The following is a 17,631-nucleotide window of genomic DNA, read 5'->3' on the forward strand; positions in this document are numbered from 1 at the left end:
CTCTTTATTTTGGTGTTTTATCAGTTGTGCTTCTGAAAATCTGTTTTATTGGATTTACTTTTCATTTCCGGATTTTTCCTGAACAAAACAGAGAGATACTGAATTTACACAATGTCTTCTGTTCTTCTCAGTAAAGCCCTCCCCCTTAAAGATATGGCCGAGGTGTGCGCCGCATCTTCTGCATATAATTTCAGTACGGATGCCGTCCTTATCAGGTATCTCTCTGACAGAATCGGCTATCTGTTTATCAAATGAGGGCCATCCGCATCCTGATGAGAATTTTGAATTGGAATTATAGAGTTCTGCTCCGCATCTTCTGCATGTATATACTCCCTCTTCTGAATGGTCATTGTATATGCCGGAGAATGGCCTTTCCGTTCCTTTGTGTATTATTACTCTCTCTTCTTCAGGAGTCAGTTCCCTGTATTTTTTCTCTTCTATGATGTTATTGCTGGCCTGAATGTCCGGATTTTCATCTGTATTTTTCTCATCTGACATAACAACATTGTGCTTCTCAGTTGTGATTATGTTTCCGGATAAAAAAAATTATTTTCTGAAAAAAGAGTGTCTTTATGGGATTATTTTTGGGTTGGATATTCAGTCTTCTCTTCGCTTTCCGGGTGGTATTATTATGCAGACTGCCAGGAATGCTGCAATTGCTGACATAAATCCGAATCCGGGTGTTATGGCAGTTGGAATTGCAGATGGTGTGTCTGAGGTCTGTGAACTTCCGGCTGCAAGCCCGATGGTGAGCGGTTCTGTCTCTCCGGCAGTTACAGTGACCTTTGATATCGCGTCCTGGTAGTCTGAAAGTCTCAGTGTTATGGTGTGCTCACCGGGATTTACGTCTGTAACTGTGGCCGGTGTGATAAGTCCGGTATAGGCATTGTCAAGATATATCATTGCGCCTGCCGGTGTGGATGTAACTTTTACTGATCCTGTATTCTGTTGTGGCTGGCTCTCATCCATTACTGCGTTTACAGTAACAGGCGTTCCGCCCTGAACGATATTGACATTGGTTATGTAATTTGGGTAGCCGTCAAGGGTCAGGCTCAGTGTATGCTGCCCTTCTGTTACACTTCCTATTGGAAACGGCTGATCTGCCATAGTCTCTCCTTTATATATCCCGTCAAGGTGGATCTTTGCTCCGGCAGGGTCTGATGTCACAAGTATTTCCTGTGACTGCTCAATTGACTCAAGTGAGGCATGGACAGATACCTGCCCCCCGTCATAGACATTTACCGACTGTTTCCAGTTGTAATATCCGTTTTTCGTAACCGAAATTTCAACTGTTTCGGTTGAGAGTCCGGTTATGACATAAGGTGTCCTTCCGACAATCGCCCCGTTCAATGATACAAAGGCATCTGTAGGGCTGGATGTCACTGATATCGATCCCGGAGACTGGAGTGTCAGATATACATTCTGTATTGTTCCGGCGGTGACATATACGTCTGTCTCTGCATTCTGATATCCGTTATATTCTGCCTCCACTCTGCACGATCCTGCTCTAAGGCTTGAAACTGTCAGTGGTGAGAGTCCCTGGTAGATGTCATTTATGTGGACTCTTGCCCCTGTCGGGTTTGTGGAGATGTACAGAGATCCGTATTCTGACTGCGTCGGTGAGGCCATTGGATTCAGGGTGATATATACATCACTCGTCTCTCCTGCTGACGGTGTCGCCGGCAGTGACGTGGCTGCCGTATAATAACCTGATTTCTGGACGGTTATTGTGCTGTACGGCGTGCCTGTCGTATAAACGCCGACTGAAAGCGCGCCTGAGTTGATCTGTCCTTTGTATGTGCCGTCAAAATAGACATCAGCACCGTCCACATTGCAGTGAATGGTGTACCATCCTACATCTCCCCCTGTTGCTGCTGCGCCCTGCACTGTTATAAGTAACAGCAGGGTTAATGCAGCCGGCAGTATCCTATTGCATCTCATGTACCAGATATTGGAGGAATTGATTAATCTATCTTTGGAAGGGTTATCATCCTTAATTGTCCGTGTTTTGGCATGCCGGACACTCTTCACTGTTTCATATTTTCTGCTCTTACAACAAATCCTTTGTATACTGCCGTCAAATATTGTTTAATTAAAGCAGGCGGTGTCTGATGCTTACGGACTGCCTGAATACAATATCTGGGTGATTTTAACGAGAATTCCTGAACTTGGAAGTGGTGAAGAAATAATTCTGGAGATGGCCTCAATAGGGGTTAAATCAATTGAATTCAGGCTTTTCCTTACAAATAACCGATTAATTCTTGCGGAAGACAGGACTAAGATGAGTGCACCGGTTGAAGTTCCTCTTCAGGTGCTGAAGTATGTCAGTGCGGGCCGGAATTTGTCTGATGAACCGACACTTTCTCTCTCTCTGTCTGCTCCGGATGGTTCCCAGAAAAAGATGGTTCTGGTCTTTATTCAGGATTTTAGTGGTACAAGGGATGCAGAGTGCAGTTTTCTTCAGCGTGAGATTGAGTCTTTGATCTCAGTGGATAAGTCTTCAAATCAGTTTGCAGGGAAGGGTTACATTCCGCGTTCCGGTGAGAGGGCAAATAATAAAGTTCATAGCCGGACTTCTCCGTCAGCCGTATCTTCCGGGAAGATCTCTCTTTCTGCATCGAATGTTGTTGTCAAGTCGAGGGAATATACTCTGAAGCTTGAAGACCGGGTATTTCTCCTTGTTGATGAGAATAAGCCCAATAAACCCAGTCAGATTCCTCTTGATGCGGTCCGGAGTGTTGAGGGGCTGACGGGTGATAGTGGTGAGCCTCTTCTCATCTTTATGGTTGAGGCCGGAAACGGCAGTATGAGGCGTATGGTTCTCTCTTTCTCCGGGTGGTATGACGGTGGGCGTTCTGCTGAGCGTGATGCCTGGGTCTCGGTAATTCAGGACTATATTGCTACAGGTGAGTTTGGAAATCCTTTGTTTGCCGGATTTCTGGCTGACGGGAGTTTTCCGTCCGGTTCTCCGGGCGGCATAGGTGGAGGAAGTGCTCATTCACAGGCAGTTCCTGACAGTTCTGTCTCAGGTTTTAATGCAGCACCGCCGGTACCATCAACATGCCCGTCATGCGGCGGAAGCATTCCTCCGGGAGGAAAGTTCTGTAGTTTCTGCGGCAGGAAGTTTTCCGGCGGAGGTTTGGGGCCTTTTTCAGGTTCTGGCAGTTTGCCGGATGCCGGAATCTCTGATGATTTGGGTATTTATGATGCTGATGATGGTCAGTTTATTGATGATTCTCAAAAGTCCGGTAAAATGAATAAGGGGAGAAGGCCGCCTGCTAAGAAGTCCTCTTCAAAGAGGGTTAAGAGGAGGAAAACTCCACGGAAAGGTGTTTTTTCCGGCGGTGAAAATCCCCCTGCAATGGCAGACAATAGTGTTCCGGGAAGGATTGTCAGTTTTCTGATGAATCCTTCAGGTGGATTTCAGATGACGAGCGGGCAGAGTCTTGCTGAAACTGTCCCATATTTTGCCCTTGTGATTGTGATATTTTCGCTGGTGAACTCGTTTTATCTCTTTTTAATTGGCGGAGGTGTGGATGCTTCTGAATATCCTGTGATTTCGTCATTCGGTGATTTGGGTGGTATGGTCACCGGTGCGCTTGAGATGATGTTAATTCTTGTGTTTATCACCCTGCTTGCCGGAATTTTCCTTAGAATCGGGCTTATAATTGCCGGATATAAGGGCAGCAATGAGGACGAGATGAGAATTGCAATGTACTCGGCAACACCTTTTATTGCCGGAGGTATTATTCCGTTCTTTGGTCTGATTATTGCACCCCTCTGGTCTGCATACCTGCTTATGGCTGGTGCGAGGGAGACACATGGCACAAGTACCGGGCAGGCCCTGATAGCGGCAGGATTCTGTGTTGTTCTGACAGTTCTTCTCTTCGTGATCTTTATCACAGCCGGAGATTCGGGTTTTGCAGTATTAGGGTGTGAATGAGATATGAATATTGAAAAAATATCTGGCGTTTTAGTTGTCCTGTCACTTTTTTGTGGCTTTGCCGGTGCCGCTGGTTCGGTTGATTTTATATATACTCAGGGCACGGGAGCCGATTATCTGACAGTATCCTTTACAGGAACAGTTACGGGTGCAAATGCAACATCATGGTCGTGGGATTTTGGTGACGAAAATAGCGGTACTGGAGAGAGTTCTTCTAATGCCTATGCCGATGCCGGCACATACACAGCCACATTAAGTGTCGTTACAGATAACGGGACACTGACTGAGGATAAGGATATTACACTTACACATCCCGTTCCTGTCCCTCTTTTTCACGTAAATGTGACATCCGGTAAGTACCCTCTCTCTGTTCAGTTTACAGATGATTCCAGTATATCCTATGGTAATATTACCGGATGGCTGTGGGACTTTGATGATGGTTATACTTCAACTGAACAGAACCCGGTTCACACATATAATGATGTAGGCAGTTATGATGTTAAATTAACAGTAACCAGTGATAAGGAAGTTTCCGATTCTGTAACTGATACAAACTGCGTTGAGACCAAATCCGGGCTTTCGGCATCATTTCATGCAGATGGCACTGTAGGTGAAGCGCCTTTTGCTGTTACATTTACATCCACGTCAGACGGTAACATAGACAGTTACTACTGGAAATTTGAGGATGCAGATACTTTTTCTGATGTTTCATTTGATGCAAATCCGACTTATATCTTCAGGCATGCAGGGGAATATACGGTAACACTGAAAGTATCCGGTACTGAAAACGGGCTTCCGGTATCAGACAATGCAACAAAGAAGGATTATATCACAGTGACCAAAGCAGCCACGACAGCCACTGCAACACCAACTGCCGCACAGACTACGGCAACTCCTACTCCGACAGCAGCACCTCTGACCGCAGAGAATGCAGTAAATGAGAGTGAGGTGGCATTTACTGCCGGAGATTCGGGCGGAACAAAGATATTCGGACTTCCCGGAACTGAATTGGTCAGAGATAAATGTGTCAGATATCATGGATTTTATCAGGACTATCTGCATTTCCTCTCCTCCCTCTTCGGGATGAAATAATCCTGTAATGTCCGGATAAAAAAGAAGATTCCGGATTATCCGGAATTTGATTTGCTTTTATTGATTGGGCAGTTATTTACTTCTTCTTTCCCTGATCTGCAACAGCCTTTGCCGCAGCCTCAATCTCTTCCTGATTGCCGAGATAATAATGCCTGATTGGCTTTAGGTTCCCGTCAAGCTCATAAACGAGCGGAATTCCGGTGGGGATATTAAGTTTCGGAATATCCTCGTCTGATATATTGTCCAGGTGCTTTACAAGTGCCCTTAAACTGTTGCCATGTGCGGCTATTATTATTCTTTTTCCGGATTTGACTGCCGGAGCAATCTCATCTTCCCATACCGGCAGAAAGCGTGCGACAGTATCCTTCAGGCATTCTGTACCTGGTATATCCTCAGGTCTGAGCGGAGCATAGCGGCGGTCATGAACCGGATGCCTCTCATCATCCGAAGATAGTGCCGGAGGTGCTGTATTGTAGTCCCTGCGCCAGATAAATACCTGCTCATCACCATACTTCTCTGCTGTCTCCGACTTGTTAAGGCCCTGGAGTGTACCGTAATGCTTCTCATTCAGCCTCCATGAACGGGTAACCGGAATCCACATAAGATTCATCTCATCGAGCGTTATCCAGAGCGTTCTGATGGCCCTCTTAAGAACAGAAGTGTATGCCGCATCAAATTCATAGCCCTCATCCTTCAGCAGTTTCCCCGCCGCAGTCGCCTCTTTAATCCCTTTTTCTGAGAGATCAACGTCTGTCCATCCGGTAAACTTATTCTCCTTATTCCAGATGCTCTCTCCGTGCCTGAGCAATACTACCTTGTACATCTAAAAACTCCTAATAATATATCCGGCTTAAAAAAAAAGTATCTTGTTATTTACAGACTTGCTGTGACTGTAACTTTTCCATTATCAGCAGTCGTATCTCCGGTTGCCATAACCTTTGAATCCTTCATTATATCTACAAACATAATCTGTCCGGCCCCGCCGTCAGCCTTCTCAAATGTTGCTGTAATGCTGCCTGAAGGGCTTGTTATAGCGAATGTCTGTGAGCCAAAGCCTTCCTCATTCTGCATATTCGATCCTGAGCCGAATGTTCCGGCCCACTCCCCTGAATAGATTACCCTGACTTCCCAGCCTTTGTCATAATCAGCAGTGCTCTGTGAGGTCCCTGATGATGTAGTCCCGGATGACGATCCGGTATTGGTATTATCTGTTAATGTGCTGCCTGTTCCTGTTACAGGAACCTCTGCACCTCCGCCGGAACCGCCAAACATTCCGGATGTGAAGGCATATGCCACAACACCAATCACGACAACGGCAATTATTGCCGGAATCAGAATTTTTGGTAGTTTCCCGCCCATTCTGCCGTCCCCGTCGTAATCATCATACTGGTCGCGTCCGGCATTTTTATTCGCCTTCTTCTGCTCTTTTCTGTATCGTGCTTCTTCCTTTTTTCTCTCCTTTTCAGCCCTCTTCTCTTCCCTCAGGGCCGCTTTGTCGATTCTGTCAGGCTTTTTCCTGCCTTTTGATGTCTGACTGCTCTCTTCGTAATTGCGGTGTCCGGGTTCATCTGCCGGGGCGTATCCGCCGCCTGAAGGAGCCGGCGGTGCACGGTAGTTCTCCTCCGGAAAACCGGCCTGCCTCTGTGGTGGGGGAGGCGGGGGCGGTACAAAACCACCTGCCTGCCTGCCCGCATCGTCAGGGTATGCCGGACGGGAAGGCGGAGGCGGCGGCACAGGAATCTGCGCCGGTGCAGGCGGGGCTGATCTGGCCGCAACCGGCACGACTTTACCGCCGCAGGAAGGGCAGAATGCAGAATCCGTGGGTATATTTGAGCCACAGAACCGGCAGAACTGACCGGTAACACTGTTTTGTGGCGGGCTGCTGGTCTGTACCGGGGGTGCGGCCTGCGGTTCCGGCGCATACCCTGCGGTCATATGTGATTCTGGTCTTTGTGTATGAATGTCTGTCTGTACCGGAGGTGCAATATGTGGCTCCGGGGCATACCCTGCCGGCATCTGTGGAGCTGACTGTTGTGTATTTGTGGGTGCAAACGGGTCGCTGCTCATTGCCGCTCTCTGCACCGTAGGCGGGGCAGTTACAGCTGCGGCAGGCTCTTTCTCAATCATTCGCCCCAGTTTTTCAATCCAGTCATCCCTCTCTGCAAACCTGTAATCACCTGTTTGTGTGAAGACAAGGATCATATCTCCCTTATCCCCGTCAGGTTTCTGCACTGAGAATATAATCCTTGGAATCCCCTTTTCGTCAGCTGAAGGTGTATAGTCCTTTATGAAACCAAGGGGAAAGACAAGTTCCTTTCTTTCATAGAGTTCATCCCCTTTCTTTGCGAATATTATCCTTTTATCAGTCAGGAATGCGTCAAAATCCACATTTTTTACCTTGACACCGGGTGATGACTTTAATAATCCCTCGCCCTGTCGTAATTTTGGCTGGTACATACTAATGAATTTTAATTATGTCAGGAATATGCTTTAATCTAACCGGATGGTTCCGGTTATGTCAGACTATTTACTCCGGAGTTATGGGATTTTCATACCGGACATTTATGTCACGCCGTTCTGCCGGTTTACAGATGATGGATAAAATCAGAAAAATCACATGATTTTTTCTTCCCGGATCTCCGGCGCGGAACAATTCACAGATAATCGGGGTCCTGAAGAGCCGGGCAGAAATTGCATATTGAGTTGAATATCTCTTCTTCCTTATCCCGGATAGGGCAGTAATATTTTCCTGCCGTTTTCCTGACCACCGCACCTCCAGGGAAAGGTGTTCCTGCCGGATGTCCGGGTTCTTCAAGCACAAACATGGCATATGCCATTAACAGATAGTAAAAGAGGCTGTAAGATGGGTTTTTCCTCTCCGGAATAAATGACGGGAGATCAATTTCTGATTTGAAGCAGCCTTCCGGAATTATCATGCAGAAATGTCTGTATGTATCAATGTCATGAATTGGTGCACTGTACCCCGAAAAATCACCATCGCGGTACTTTGTGATCAGTGCATGGTAACGCCCGAAGAACCACTCCTCAGCATATGGTCTCAGTTTATCCCTGTAATTTTTAGGCAGGATTTCAATGTCATGCCTTGCCCTTGCACCGATCATCTGGAGATCATACATACTGAATTTCAGCAATTCCTCTGCAAGGTATTCTGCGAGTGCATCCCTTCTATCAATCCGGAGCATTTCATTGGCTATTCTCTCTATATTTTCTCTTGTATCCATAATTTCCGGCTTAAGTTATTTTATTTCCCTTTCTGTTAACTTTTTCCGGTGATCTATACCATATCAGATTCCATTTTAAACGCAATAAGGGCAGGAAAGGATGCTATGATGACTGTCAGAGAAGGATGTGACGTTCTGATCTGCCACAGCGTGCTCTGAATTTATAAAAATAAAAATTCTGACAGCTATACGGCCCGGAATTAATCCGGAGTAAAACTGCCCTTATCTGTTATTCCTCAGTCTCTTCTGAATGCAGCAAATAGAATAAACGCCGCTGCAATTCCACCCATTGCTGCAAATCCTGCAAATCCGGGTGATGATGTTGTTGATGGTGTCGGGGGCAGTGTGGGTGCCGGTGTTGCAGGCACTTCTGTCTGAATCACTGTCGGAATCTCCGTTGCTGTAGTCTCTTCCGGAATTTCACCTGCCAGAATTGTACTTCTCTGCATGTCGTATATGGTGAAGTCAGAGATCTCCTGTGGGCCCATCATCATCTCTGCACCGGGGCAGGTGGATGACGAAGCCTCTCCGAAGTTGTAGGTTATCTTTAAGACATACTGGTTTTCACTGTAATAACCGAATATATGTGTCATACCCTCAGACAGTGTTCTTTTTTCAATCTGGTTGCCGCCTTTATAGACAGTCACTGTTGCAGAAGGTGCAGCACATACCGTTCCCTCGCATTCATTGCAGTCAGGGGTTGTTGTGTATTCTATTGAATACCCGTCATAATATGGCGATACAAGTTTTGAAGGATCACCGAATTCCATAGTCAGGCGGCTCTCGGTTGTACCTGCTGATGAGATCTTTCCTACAGCAACCCATTCCCCGCCTGCGCCGCCGAGAATGCACGCTTCGACAAGATCTCCCTGCTTTAATTCATTGTATATATGCGGATTGTCTGTACTTCCGGCAACGATGTTGTTTTTAAGGCTGCTTTTTGCATATGTTACCCATTGTCCGCCTTCATAGACTTCTGAGACCTGCATGGTCATAATTTCTTTTGAAGGGTCAAGCCTTGAGACCTTACCTTTGTAATTCTCTTCCAGAATCACCGCTGAAGCATTGACTGCCAGCAGTGATACGATTAACAGTAATAATACACATTTTGAACTTTTTTTCATCCGGAATTCCTCCATGGACTGATACTTTCTTAATCTAATCTGATATTTTAAAAAAGGTTTGTTTATATTTCCGGTTCCGGATAACCTGATTTCTGTCTATTTTTTCAGTTTCTTTCCGGCATCCTCAATGATGTACTCAAGTGTTCTGGTAAGCTTTTTGCCGGCCTTCTTGGCTTTCTTCTCTATATGCCCCCTTCCTTTCCGTGTGCCAAGAAGGGTATTGCCGAGATCGACAACATCTTCAATGGCTCTCTTTACCGAATCCCTGGCCTCCTCAATTGTCCGGTCAACATCAAAATCATCTGATTTTTCCTCATTTTCTTTCCCTTCTTCTGCCCCCTCAGAAGCGTTCTCTTCTTTCTCTCCGGTTTTTTCCTGTGATTCGTCCCCTCTTATCCTCTCCTGGCCCTTCTTCTCTTCACCGGCAGGTATGCACTCTTCAGCTTCTCTCTTTTTCTCTGCGCTTTTTTTCTCTGCCTTAACAGTCCATTCTTTTGTAATCTCTTTTCTCTCTTCCGGAATTACATCCTTATATCTGTATTTTTTTTCATCCATTTTTTTATCTCTCCATATTTTTTGACTGCACTTCTATTGTCTCTAATCTCCGCTGTCTTTTTACAATTACTATGAAGCAGTTTAACAGTAATTAACATTTCCTGATATCTGATTCATCGCCGGAAATACCGGTTTGGATATTTATGTGTTGTGTCGCTATAAGGGCTACAAATTCCCGTTTATTGGGTGAAATATGCAGAACCGCTGCCTGTGCTGCTGTCTGTAAAAAAAGTCATTCATGAACCTGCGGGTTCACAGATGGCAGATGAAACAAATGTTTCATAGGGGGTATAATGAAAAAAAATTATTTTTCAGATTATAAAAAGCGGTGCAAAGACCACTGCTACAATTGTCATAAGCTTGAGCAGAATGTTGATTGCCGGGCCTGATGTGTCCTTGAAAGGATCGCCGACTGTATCTCCGGTAACTCCTGCCTTATGTGCTTCTGAGCCTTTTCCACCTAAATTTCCAAGTTCAATGTACTTCTTTGCATTGTCCCAGGCACCGCCGGCATTCGCCATTGTGATTGCGAGCATGAAACCTGATACCAGTGAACCTGCCAGCAGTCCGCCGAGAGCACCCGGTCCAAGGATATATCCTACGACCAGTGGTGCGGCGATTGCAAGAATTCCCGGTGCAATCATCTCCCTGAGTGCTGAATTGGTGGAGATTGCAATACATGACTCATAGTCAGGATCTGCTTTTCCTTCCATGAGGCCTTTAATGTCCTTAAACTGCCTGCGTACCTCGATGACAATCTCATATGCCGCTCTTCCGACTGCCATCATTGTCATGGATGAGAAGAGGAAAGGCAGCATTGCACCGATTAAAAGACCGATAAAGACTCCGGAGTCCATAACATCAATGTATTCAAGCCCTACTGCTATTCCGTATGATGAGAAGAGTGCCAGTGCTGTAAGTGCTGCTGAACCGATTGCAAAACCCTTTCCTATTGCGGCTGTTGTATTGCCCACAGCGTCAAGGGTGTCTGTAATCTCTCTGACTTCAGGTTTCTGGTGGCTCATCTCTGCAATGCCCCCTGCATTATCTGCGACAGGGCCGTAAGCATCAACTGCGAGTGAAATGCCGAGCGTTGCAAGCATTCCGACGGCTGCAATTGCAATGCCGTAGAGTCCTGAGAGTGAGAATGCTATATAGATCGCAGCACCTATTACAAGAACTGACCAGACAGTTGATTCCATTCCCTTTGCAAAACCGGTAATTATGTTTGTAGCTGCTCCGGTTTTACATGCTTCTGCAATGGTAATTGTCGGCTTTCTCTCATATGATGTGTAATACTCAGTTATCTGTCCGATTATGAATCCTGCGATAAGTCCTGCAATTGTTGAGAGGAATACATTAAATCCGTATTCTCCAAGCATCATTCCGGTTATAAAGTATGTTGCAATGACTACGAGGATGAGTGCTGCAATAAGACCTCTGTTAAATGCCATATGAATGGCTGATGATTCCGTCTTTGTTGTCCGGACAAAGAATGTCCCTATGACTGCGGATATAATGCCGACTGCTGCGATTATGAGCGGCAGAAGAACAGTGTTCATAACCGGAATGTTGGGGAATGTCAGTGCCGCTGTTGATGCACCAAGAAGCATGGTCGCAAGGATTGAACCTACGTATGATTCATAGAGGTCAGCCCCCATTCCGGCGATGTCTCCTACATTGTCACCGACATTGTCTGCGATGACTGCCGGATTTCTGGCATCGTCCTCTGGTATGCCGGCCTCAACCTTCCCTACAAGATCAGCACCGACATCTGCTGCCTTTGTAAAGATACCTCCTCCGACACGTGCAAAGAGTGCAATTGACGATGCTCCAAGTGAGAATCCTGCAAGTGTGTTCACAATTATATTAATGTCACTGCCTGCAAGTATGTTTGAAAGCCCGATAAATGCCGCTGAGAGTCCTAATAGTCCGAGACCCACAACGCTCATTCCCATAACTGTGCCGCTTGCAAACGAAACTTTGAATGCTTCAGCAATGCCGCGTGTTGCGGCGTTTGTTGTCCTTACGTTTGCACATGTTGCTGTAAACATTCCAATATATCCTGCTGTTGCGGAGAGAACTGCACCGAGGACAAAACATCCCGCGGTAAGAATTCCGTTTGGCAGAAGTACTGCAATAATAACTGCAAGCACAACGACAAACACGGCTATTGCACGGTACTGTCTGTTAAGATAGACCATTGCGCCGGTGTGAATTGCCGCTGCAATCTTTTTCATGACTTCAGTGCCTTCCCCTTCTCTCTTCACCTGTGTATATGATACGCCGGCGAAGATGATTCCGAGAATGGCACAGAGAGGTGCGAGATATATCAGCATATCCATATTTTAACCGTCCATGAGAGCACTAACCGCTGTCCCGAAAAGATGTTATGACATTATTTTTCGTTAAGCAGATAATTTTTATATTTTATGAAAATTATCCGGTGAATTGCCTCAGGTATAATTTGCTTATAATTGTTATTTTTTATAATAAAAATAAACTGTTTAGAAAAATGTTTCCATCCTGCTTATTTTAATGTTTTGGATTGGTGTGAATATATCCTGTAGATTTTCCGGAATTTTCACAATTACTGGCATATTATGATTTATTTCCTGTCTGATGTCCGGCATGAACGGCGTGATGAGATCTCATGTGATATCAGATCTGTCTGTCATAATGAAAACGGATGGCGGGGTGATACGGTAAAACCTCCTGCAAAACCTCCTGCAAAACCTCCGTTACATTAAATATCCTGAGATATACAGATATTCCGGGGGACAATATGACTCCGCCAATGTTATCTGCGTTGGAATTAAAAAAATTATAATGAGAAAATGTCTTTTTCTTCTGTCTGCCGGATTAATATGCCTGATTTTTTCATGCGGATGTATGGGTAATGAGATGGGGATCAGTAAAGGTCTGTCACCTGAAAAAGCATCCTTTGAGTCAGAGGTCTTTCATTATGACGATTACATTGAGTTTGTGTACCGCCCTGACAGTCTTATACCATCCACATATTTTGTGACATATTCTGCTGATATAAGCGGGAATACTTTCTATGCAGAGTCTGACAGTAAGTATGACGGAATTTTTAAGGATAAACCACTGAAGGTTAAAATTCCGCTTGACAACCGGACATATGAGACGATTGGCTTTAATATTGCAATTGTCGATCACTGGGGAAGAACGGTTGAGAAATCTGAATTGTCTGTGGAGGAGATGGAGACAGCCCTGCCGGATAATGATCTGCTAAGTGCTTCTGATCTGCTTACTGACCCTGATTATGGCGGTTTTGCAGAGGTTTCAGGCAGGGTGTCTGCTCTTAATACTGATGAATCTGATTTCTTTGATCTGACATCAGGGGGCAGCACAGTCAGGGCATATTACAGGGATATGATCCGTGAAACCGGGACCGCAATGCCTGATGCTGATATCTCGTCCCTTTCTGAGGGGGATTATGTCGTGTTGTCCGGGGAGCTGCAGAAAGGCGGGAATTTCAGCGATAAAAATGATTTCTGGATCTATGAAATTATAGATCTCTGAATGTCTGATCTCCGGATCTATGAAATTATAGATCTCTGAATGTCTGTTCTCCGGATCTCTGATATTGATTATAATTTCTCTTCTTTTTGCTGACCGTTTATATTGCTGTAATTCTGAATTATGTGTTGTCGTTTGTCCTCTTTTTATAGATCTGTTTTAATATCCGGGTGAAAACCGGTATGAGCAGAAAGATAACTGTTGAACCGGTTGCTGAGACTGTATATGCAAAGATAATTATTATTATGCATATTACGGGAACTATCAGGCTTTTTGCAATAAAATAATCTATATATTCCCGTTCTATTTCATCTGAGATGAGACCTCCTTTTGAATTTGCGTGATATATGGCCATCAGGCTGAATGTCCCGATCAAAAAGAGATTTCCTGCATATACTGCTACTGCATCCGGATACTCTCCATAGTCACCTATAAGATCGGTTGTGAACGGTACAAGCGCCACAAAGAAGAGTGTTATGATACTGAGCCAGGCGTATATATTGTCCACTTTTTTTATTGCGTCTGTCTGCCTGTGGTGTGCGGACCAGAATGATGCCAGGACGAAGAAGGCAATTGCATAGTGAATTAACTGTGGCAGAATTGTCTTTAAGGCAGGTACAATGCTCCCGCTGCCTGTTATCGGAATTTCTGATATATTTATTGTCAGGACGGCAAGAGTGAGAGCTATGGCATAAATGCCGTCAGTGAGGGCTTCAATCCTGTTTTTGCTTAGCTGGCGGGATATCATTTTTCAGTCTCCTTATTCTATTCTCCGGGAGAATTTGCATCCGGATTATTTTTTATATAATTTTCCGGATTTATAATATTTTTTGGCTCATATCTCCCTGAAATTTGCAGTTAAGTTAATCAACTTTCAGAATTATCTTTTTAATGTCTATATGGATCTTTTGCTGCCGGAAGATATGGATGATAAGTTCTCAGATGATCATGAGATGAGCAGTATAAGCAGCAGGTTCATTGTGCTGATGATTATTCTTGCAGCCCTGCTCTCTTCCCTGTACAGTTATGTCCTCTTTCATACGATGATCGAACTTTTTACTGTTGTAATTACCGGACTCATCTTTGTAATTGTATGGAATCTTAAGGACAGAATTGACAACAATTTTCTGGTAATTATAGGTGTTGCCTGCTTTTATATGGGAACTTTTGATTTTCTGCATACAATATCATACAGCGGTATTGATGCCTTTGGTACAGGATCTTCCAATCTTGCCACTCAGTTCTGGATAATTTCAAGATATATTGAGGCGTTTACATTTCTATTTGCGATACTGCTTATTCAGAAGAAAACAAATCCATATTGGCTTTTTTTATTGTATTTTTTTATTTCAGCCGGACTATTCCTTACAATATATCCCCTTGGCATATTTCCGGACTGCTACATCGAAGGAAAAGGCCTGACTCTCTTTAAGATAATCAGCGAGTATATCATATGTGGAGTTCTTTTTACGGCCCTGTATTTACTCTATAAAAGAAAAGATTACTTTGATCCGGATATCCATCTGCTGATCTCTGTATCTATAATATTTACTGTACTTGCTGAGTTCTCGTTTACAACATATATGGATGTGTATGGCTTTTCAAATATGATTGGGCATTTATTCAGGATAATTGCATTTGTATTTTTGTACAAGGCTTTTGTGGAGTCTGTGCTCAGGAAACCCTTTACTACAATTTACCATAGGTTAAAGGAGAGTGAGCAGCAGTTTAAGACAAAGTTCATCTCTCTTTTTGATAATATGGCCGATGGTGTTGCATTTTTTGAGGCATTATATGATGAGGAGGGCCGGGCATATGATTTCCGTATGCTTGAGGTTAACAGGCAGTATGAGGCTGTAAGGGGCATATCAAAGGAAAATGTCCTGAATAAATGTTCCGGAGATCTAAACAGTGAGATTATCATGGAGCACTTTGACGATATTATGGGTGTAATCCGGACCGGAAATCCGGTCAGGTTTGAGTCTTTCTCCTCTGATTCCGGCCGTTACTATTTCTGTTCTGTCTTTTCATATGATAAAGTGAATTTTGGGATAATTTATTCTGAGATTACTGAAAGAAAGGTCTCCGAAAATATGCTCAGGCAGTCTCTTGAAGAGAAGACAGCTCTCTTACAGGAGGTTCATCACAGGGTCAAGAATAATCTTCAGGTAATAATCAGTCTTCTTGACTTAAACAGGTATGATTGTGAGGATGAAAAGATAAATGAGGTACTCAGTGAGACTCAGTCACGAATTATTGCCATGTCACTTGTCCATGAGGCAATCTATCTGTCAGATAAGGTTTCAACAATTGATGCGGACTCCCATCTCAGAACCCTTGGTATGGAGGTGCTGGCCTATTATACCACAAACTGCGATATTATCCTTGATGTGAAGGCAGAGGGGTGCTGTTTTGACCTTAAAACTGCAATTCCGGTAAGCCTTGTGTTCAATGAGCTTATAACCAATTCTGTCAAGTATGCCTTTAAGGGGAGGCAGAAGGGAAGAATCACGTTCCGGGGTAAATGTGAGGACGGTTATGCTGATATGATGTACTGTGATGACGGTATCGGAATAACCGGGGATGTAGATCTCATCAATTCCGAGTCACTCGGCATTACAATAATTACAAGTATTGTCCGGGCACAGCTGGACGGAACTATTGAGCTTGTTAAGAATGAGGGGGTCTGCTGGAAGATACGTTTCCCGCTTAAAGTCAGATATGGTAGCTGATTTACGCTGTGCTGACATATTCCCACGATTACAGCCGTTGGGTTTTCTGCCGGATTTCTCTGTAAAATTCCGTTAAAAAAATTTATGTTCCGATATCCCAGGAGTTCATGTAATGCTCCTGTTCTTCGGTGAGCCTGTCTATCTCAACTCCGAGTGAGTTCAGTTTTATTGAGGCTACATTGACATCTATGTCATTTGGAACTTCATATACTCCGCCTGTAAGTCCGGGGCCTTCTCTTAAGATATAGTCTGAACAGAGTGCCTGGAGTGCGAAGGAGAGGTCCATTACTTCAATCGGGTGGCCCATGCCTTTCATGGTTGCAAGGTTTACAAGGCGGCCTTCAGCAAGTATATTGATTCTCTTATTGTCAATAATGTAGGTCTCTATGCTGTCCCTTGTTTCATATCCGTCCTTATTTGCCTCAAGCCACGGGATGTCTATCTCGACATTGAAGTGTCCTGCATTGGAGAGAATAACACCGTCTTTCATATTTTTAAAGTCTTTTTCAGAGATGACAGATGTATTTCCGGTTGTCGTTACAAAGATGTCACCGATCTTTGCGGCTTCTTCCATTGACATTACATGGTACCCGTCCATATGTGCCTCAAGTGCCCTTCTTGGGTCGATCTCGGTTACGACAACCTTTGCGCCAAGTCCGTGTGCCATCTTTGCAAGGCCCCTTCCGCAGTACCCGTATCCGGCAACGACAAACCATTTCCCGCCTATTAGGTTGTTTGTGGTTATCATTACTGCTGAGAGTACACTCTCTCCTGTGCCGTGGACATTGTCAAAACATCTTTTCATGGGTGTGTCATTGACTGCTATTACCGGAAATCTGAGTGCTCCGTCTGCTGCCATTGCACGAAGGCGGTGGATTCCTGTTGTTGTCTCCTCACATCCTCCAACAATATTGTCCAGCAGTTCTCTTCTTTCTGTGTGAAGCCTGTGGATTAAGTCCATACCGTCATCAATTGTGACTGTTGGGTTCTGATCCAGCACTTTGTCGATTGCTGCGTAGTAATCCTCGTTGCTGCATGCACGCTGAGCATAGCAGTGAACACCTTTTACCTTGTCAAGTGCCTCTGCGACATCGTCCTGTGTGGAGAGAGGGTTGCATCCTGTGATGTACACCTCTGCACCGCCTGCGGCGAGGGTTTCGACAAGAACTGCTGTTTTTGCTTCAACATGGAGCGCCATTCCGATCTTCTGGCCGGCAAGTGGTTTTTCCGCCTCAAATTTCTTCCTTATCTCGCCGAGCACAGGCATGTACTGCCTGGCCCATCCCATTTTAAGTTCTCCTGATTTCAATATATCACCGAATTATCTATGATAACTATTAGTTTTTTGACTGATAAGTAATAGTTATTTATCCCTGTGTGTAAATTAATTTAAGAATTTC

The 17,631-nt window shown here is 44.6% G+C and carries 14 protein-coding genes; 4 read left to right on the forward strand and 10 right to left on the reverse strand.

The genetic code is table 11. The features are described 5' to 3' along the window. Nucleotides 1-54 precede the first annotated feature (54 nt). Together L6E24_RS09070 and L6E24_RS09075 are read right to left on the reverse strand one after the other, a co-directional pair. A complete protein-coding gene (locus L6E24_RS09070; protein WP_257741664.1) occupies nt 55-498 on the reverse strand; it encodes a methionine-R-sulfoxide reductase in 444 nt (147 codons plus the stop codon). Nucleotides 499-597: 99 nt separating this feature from the next. Then, nucleotides 598-1,941, reverse strand: a complete 1,344-nt coding sequence (locus tag L6E24_RS09075) for a PEGA domain-containing protein (protein ID WP_257741665.1) — start codon at nt 1,939-1,941, stop codon at nt 598-600. 163 nt (nt 1,942-2,104) lie between these two features. On the opposite strand from L6E24_RS09075, the gene L6E24_RS09080 reads away from it, so the two are divergent. Together L6E24_RS09080 and L6E24_RS09085 are read left to right on the forward strand one after the other, a co-directional pair. Then, complete coding sequence (locus L6E24_RS09080) at nt 2,105-3,943, forward strand: YIP1 family protein (protein WP_257741666.1); 1,839 nt, start codon at nt 2,105-2,107, stop codon at nt 3,941-3,943. A gap of 3 nt (nt 3,944-3,946) precedes the next feature. Continuing rightward, nucleotides 3,947-5,035 (forward strand): PKD domain-containing protein, encoded by a 1,089-nt coding sequence (locus L6E24_RS09085; protein WP_257741667.1) that lies wholly within the window; start codon nt 3,947-3,949, stop codon nt 5,033-5,035. Between the two features lie 76 nt (nt 5,036-5,111). On the opposite strand, the gene gpmA is transcribed toward L6E24_RS09085, so the two are convergent. The 6 genes from gpmA to L6E24_RS09115 form a co-directional block, all read right to left on the reverse strand. Then, nucleotides 5,112-5,858 carry a 2,3-diphosphoglycerate-dependent phosphoglycerate mutase gene (gene gpmA / locus L6E24_RS09090; RefSeq protein WP_257741668.1) on the reverse strand — a complete coding sequence of 249 codons (747 nt, stop codon included), beginning with the start codon at nt 5,856-5,858 and terminating at the stop codon, nt 5,112-5,114. Between the two features lie 50 nt (nt 5,859-5,908). Then, nucleotides 5,909-7,423, reverse strand: coding sequence for a hypothetical protein (locus L6E24_RS09095; protein ID WP_257741669.1), 1,515 nt, complete (start codon nt 7,421-7,423; stop codon nt 5,909-5,911). A gap of 266 nt (nt 7,424-7,689) precedes the next feature. Beyond that, nucleotides 7,690-8,277, reverse strand: coding sequence for a DUF2115 domain-containing protein (locus L6E24_RS09100; protein WP_257741670.1), 588 nt, complete (start codon nt 8,275-8,277; stop codon nt 7,690-7,692). Between the two features lie 236 nt (nt 8,278-8,513). After that, the gene (locus L6E24_RS09105) at nt 8,514-9,401 is read right to left on the reverse strand and encodes a hypothetical protein (protein ID WP_257741671.1); all 888 of its coding nucleotides are present in this window, start codon (nt 9,399-9,401) and stop codon (nt 8,514-8,516) included. Nucleotides 9,402-9,497: 96 nt separating this feature from the next. Next, nucleotides 9,498-9,956 (reverse strand): hypothetical protein, encoded by a 459-nt coding sequence (locus L6E24_RS09110; RefSeq protein WP_257741672.1) that lies wholly within the window; start codon nt 9,954-9,956, stop codon nt 9,498-9,500. Between the two features lie 311 nt (nt 9,957-10,267). Continuing rightward, nucleotides 10,268-12,301, reverse strand: coding sequence for a sodium-translocating pyrophosphatase (locus L6E24_RS09115; RefSeq protein WP_257741673.1), 2,034 nt, complete (start codon nt 12,299-12,301; stop codon nt 10,268-10,270). Nucleotides 12,302-12,860: 559 nt separating this feature from the next. Between L6E24_RS09115 and L6E24_RS09120 the strand changes: the two genes are divergently transcribed. After that, on the forward strand, nt 12,861-13,502 hold the full coding sequence (locus tag L6E24_RS09120) for a hypothetical protein (RefSeq protein ID WP_257741674.1): 642 nt from the start codon (nt 12,861-12,863) through the stop codon (nt 13,500-13,502). A 118-nt stretch (nt 13,503-13,620) separates the two neighbouring features. Here the strand turns inward: L6E24_RS09120 and L6E24_RS09125 are convergent, their stop codons facing one another. Next, nucleotides 13,621-14,247 (reverse strand): TMEM175 family protein, encoded by a 627-nt coding sequence (locus L6E24_RS09125; protein WP_257741675.1) that lies wholly within the window; start codon nt 14,245-14,247, stop codon nt 13,621-13,623. Nucleotides 14,248-14,329: 82 nt separating this feature from the next. Between L6E24_RS09125 and L6E24_RS09130 the strand changes: the two genes are divergently transcribed. Then, nucleotides 14,330-16,231 (forward strand): MASE3 domain-containing protein, encoded by a 1,902-nt coding sequence (locus L6E24_RS09130; RefSeq protein ID WP_257741676.1) that lies wholly within the window; start codon nt 14,330-14,332, stop codon nt 16,229-16,231. Nucleotides 16,232-16,313: 82 nt separating this feature from the next. Here the strand turns inward: L6E24_RS09130 and L6E24_RS09135 are convergent, their stop codons facing one another. Beyond that, nucleotides 16,314-17,540, reverse strand: a complete 1,227-nt coding sequence (locus L6E24_RS09135) for an adenosylhomocysteinase (protein WP_257741677.1) — start codon at nt 17,538-17,540, stop codon at nt 16,314-16,316. Nucleotides 17,541-17,631: the final 91 nt, after the last annotated feature.

The sequence above is a fragment of the Methanoplanus endosymbiosus genome (assembly GCF_024662215.1).
Lineage (GTDB): Archaea > Halobacteriota > Methanomicrobia > Methanomicrobiales > Methanomicrobiaceae > Methanoplanus > Methanoplanus endosymbiosus.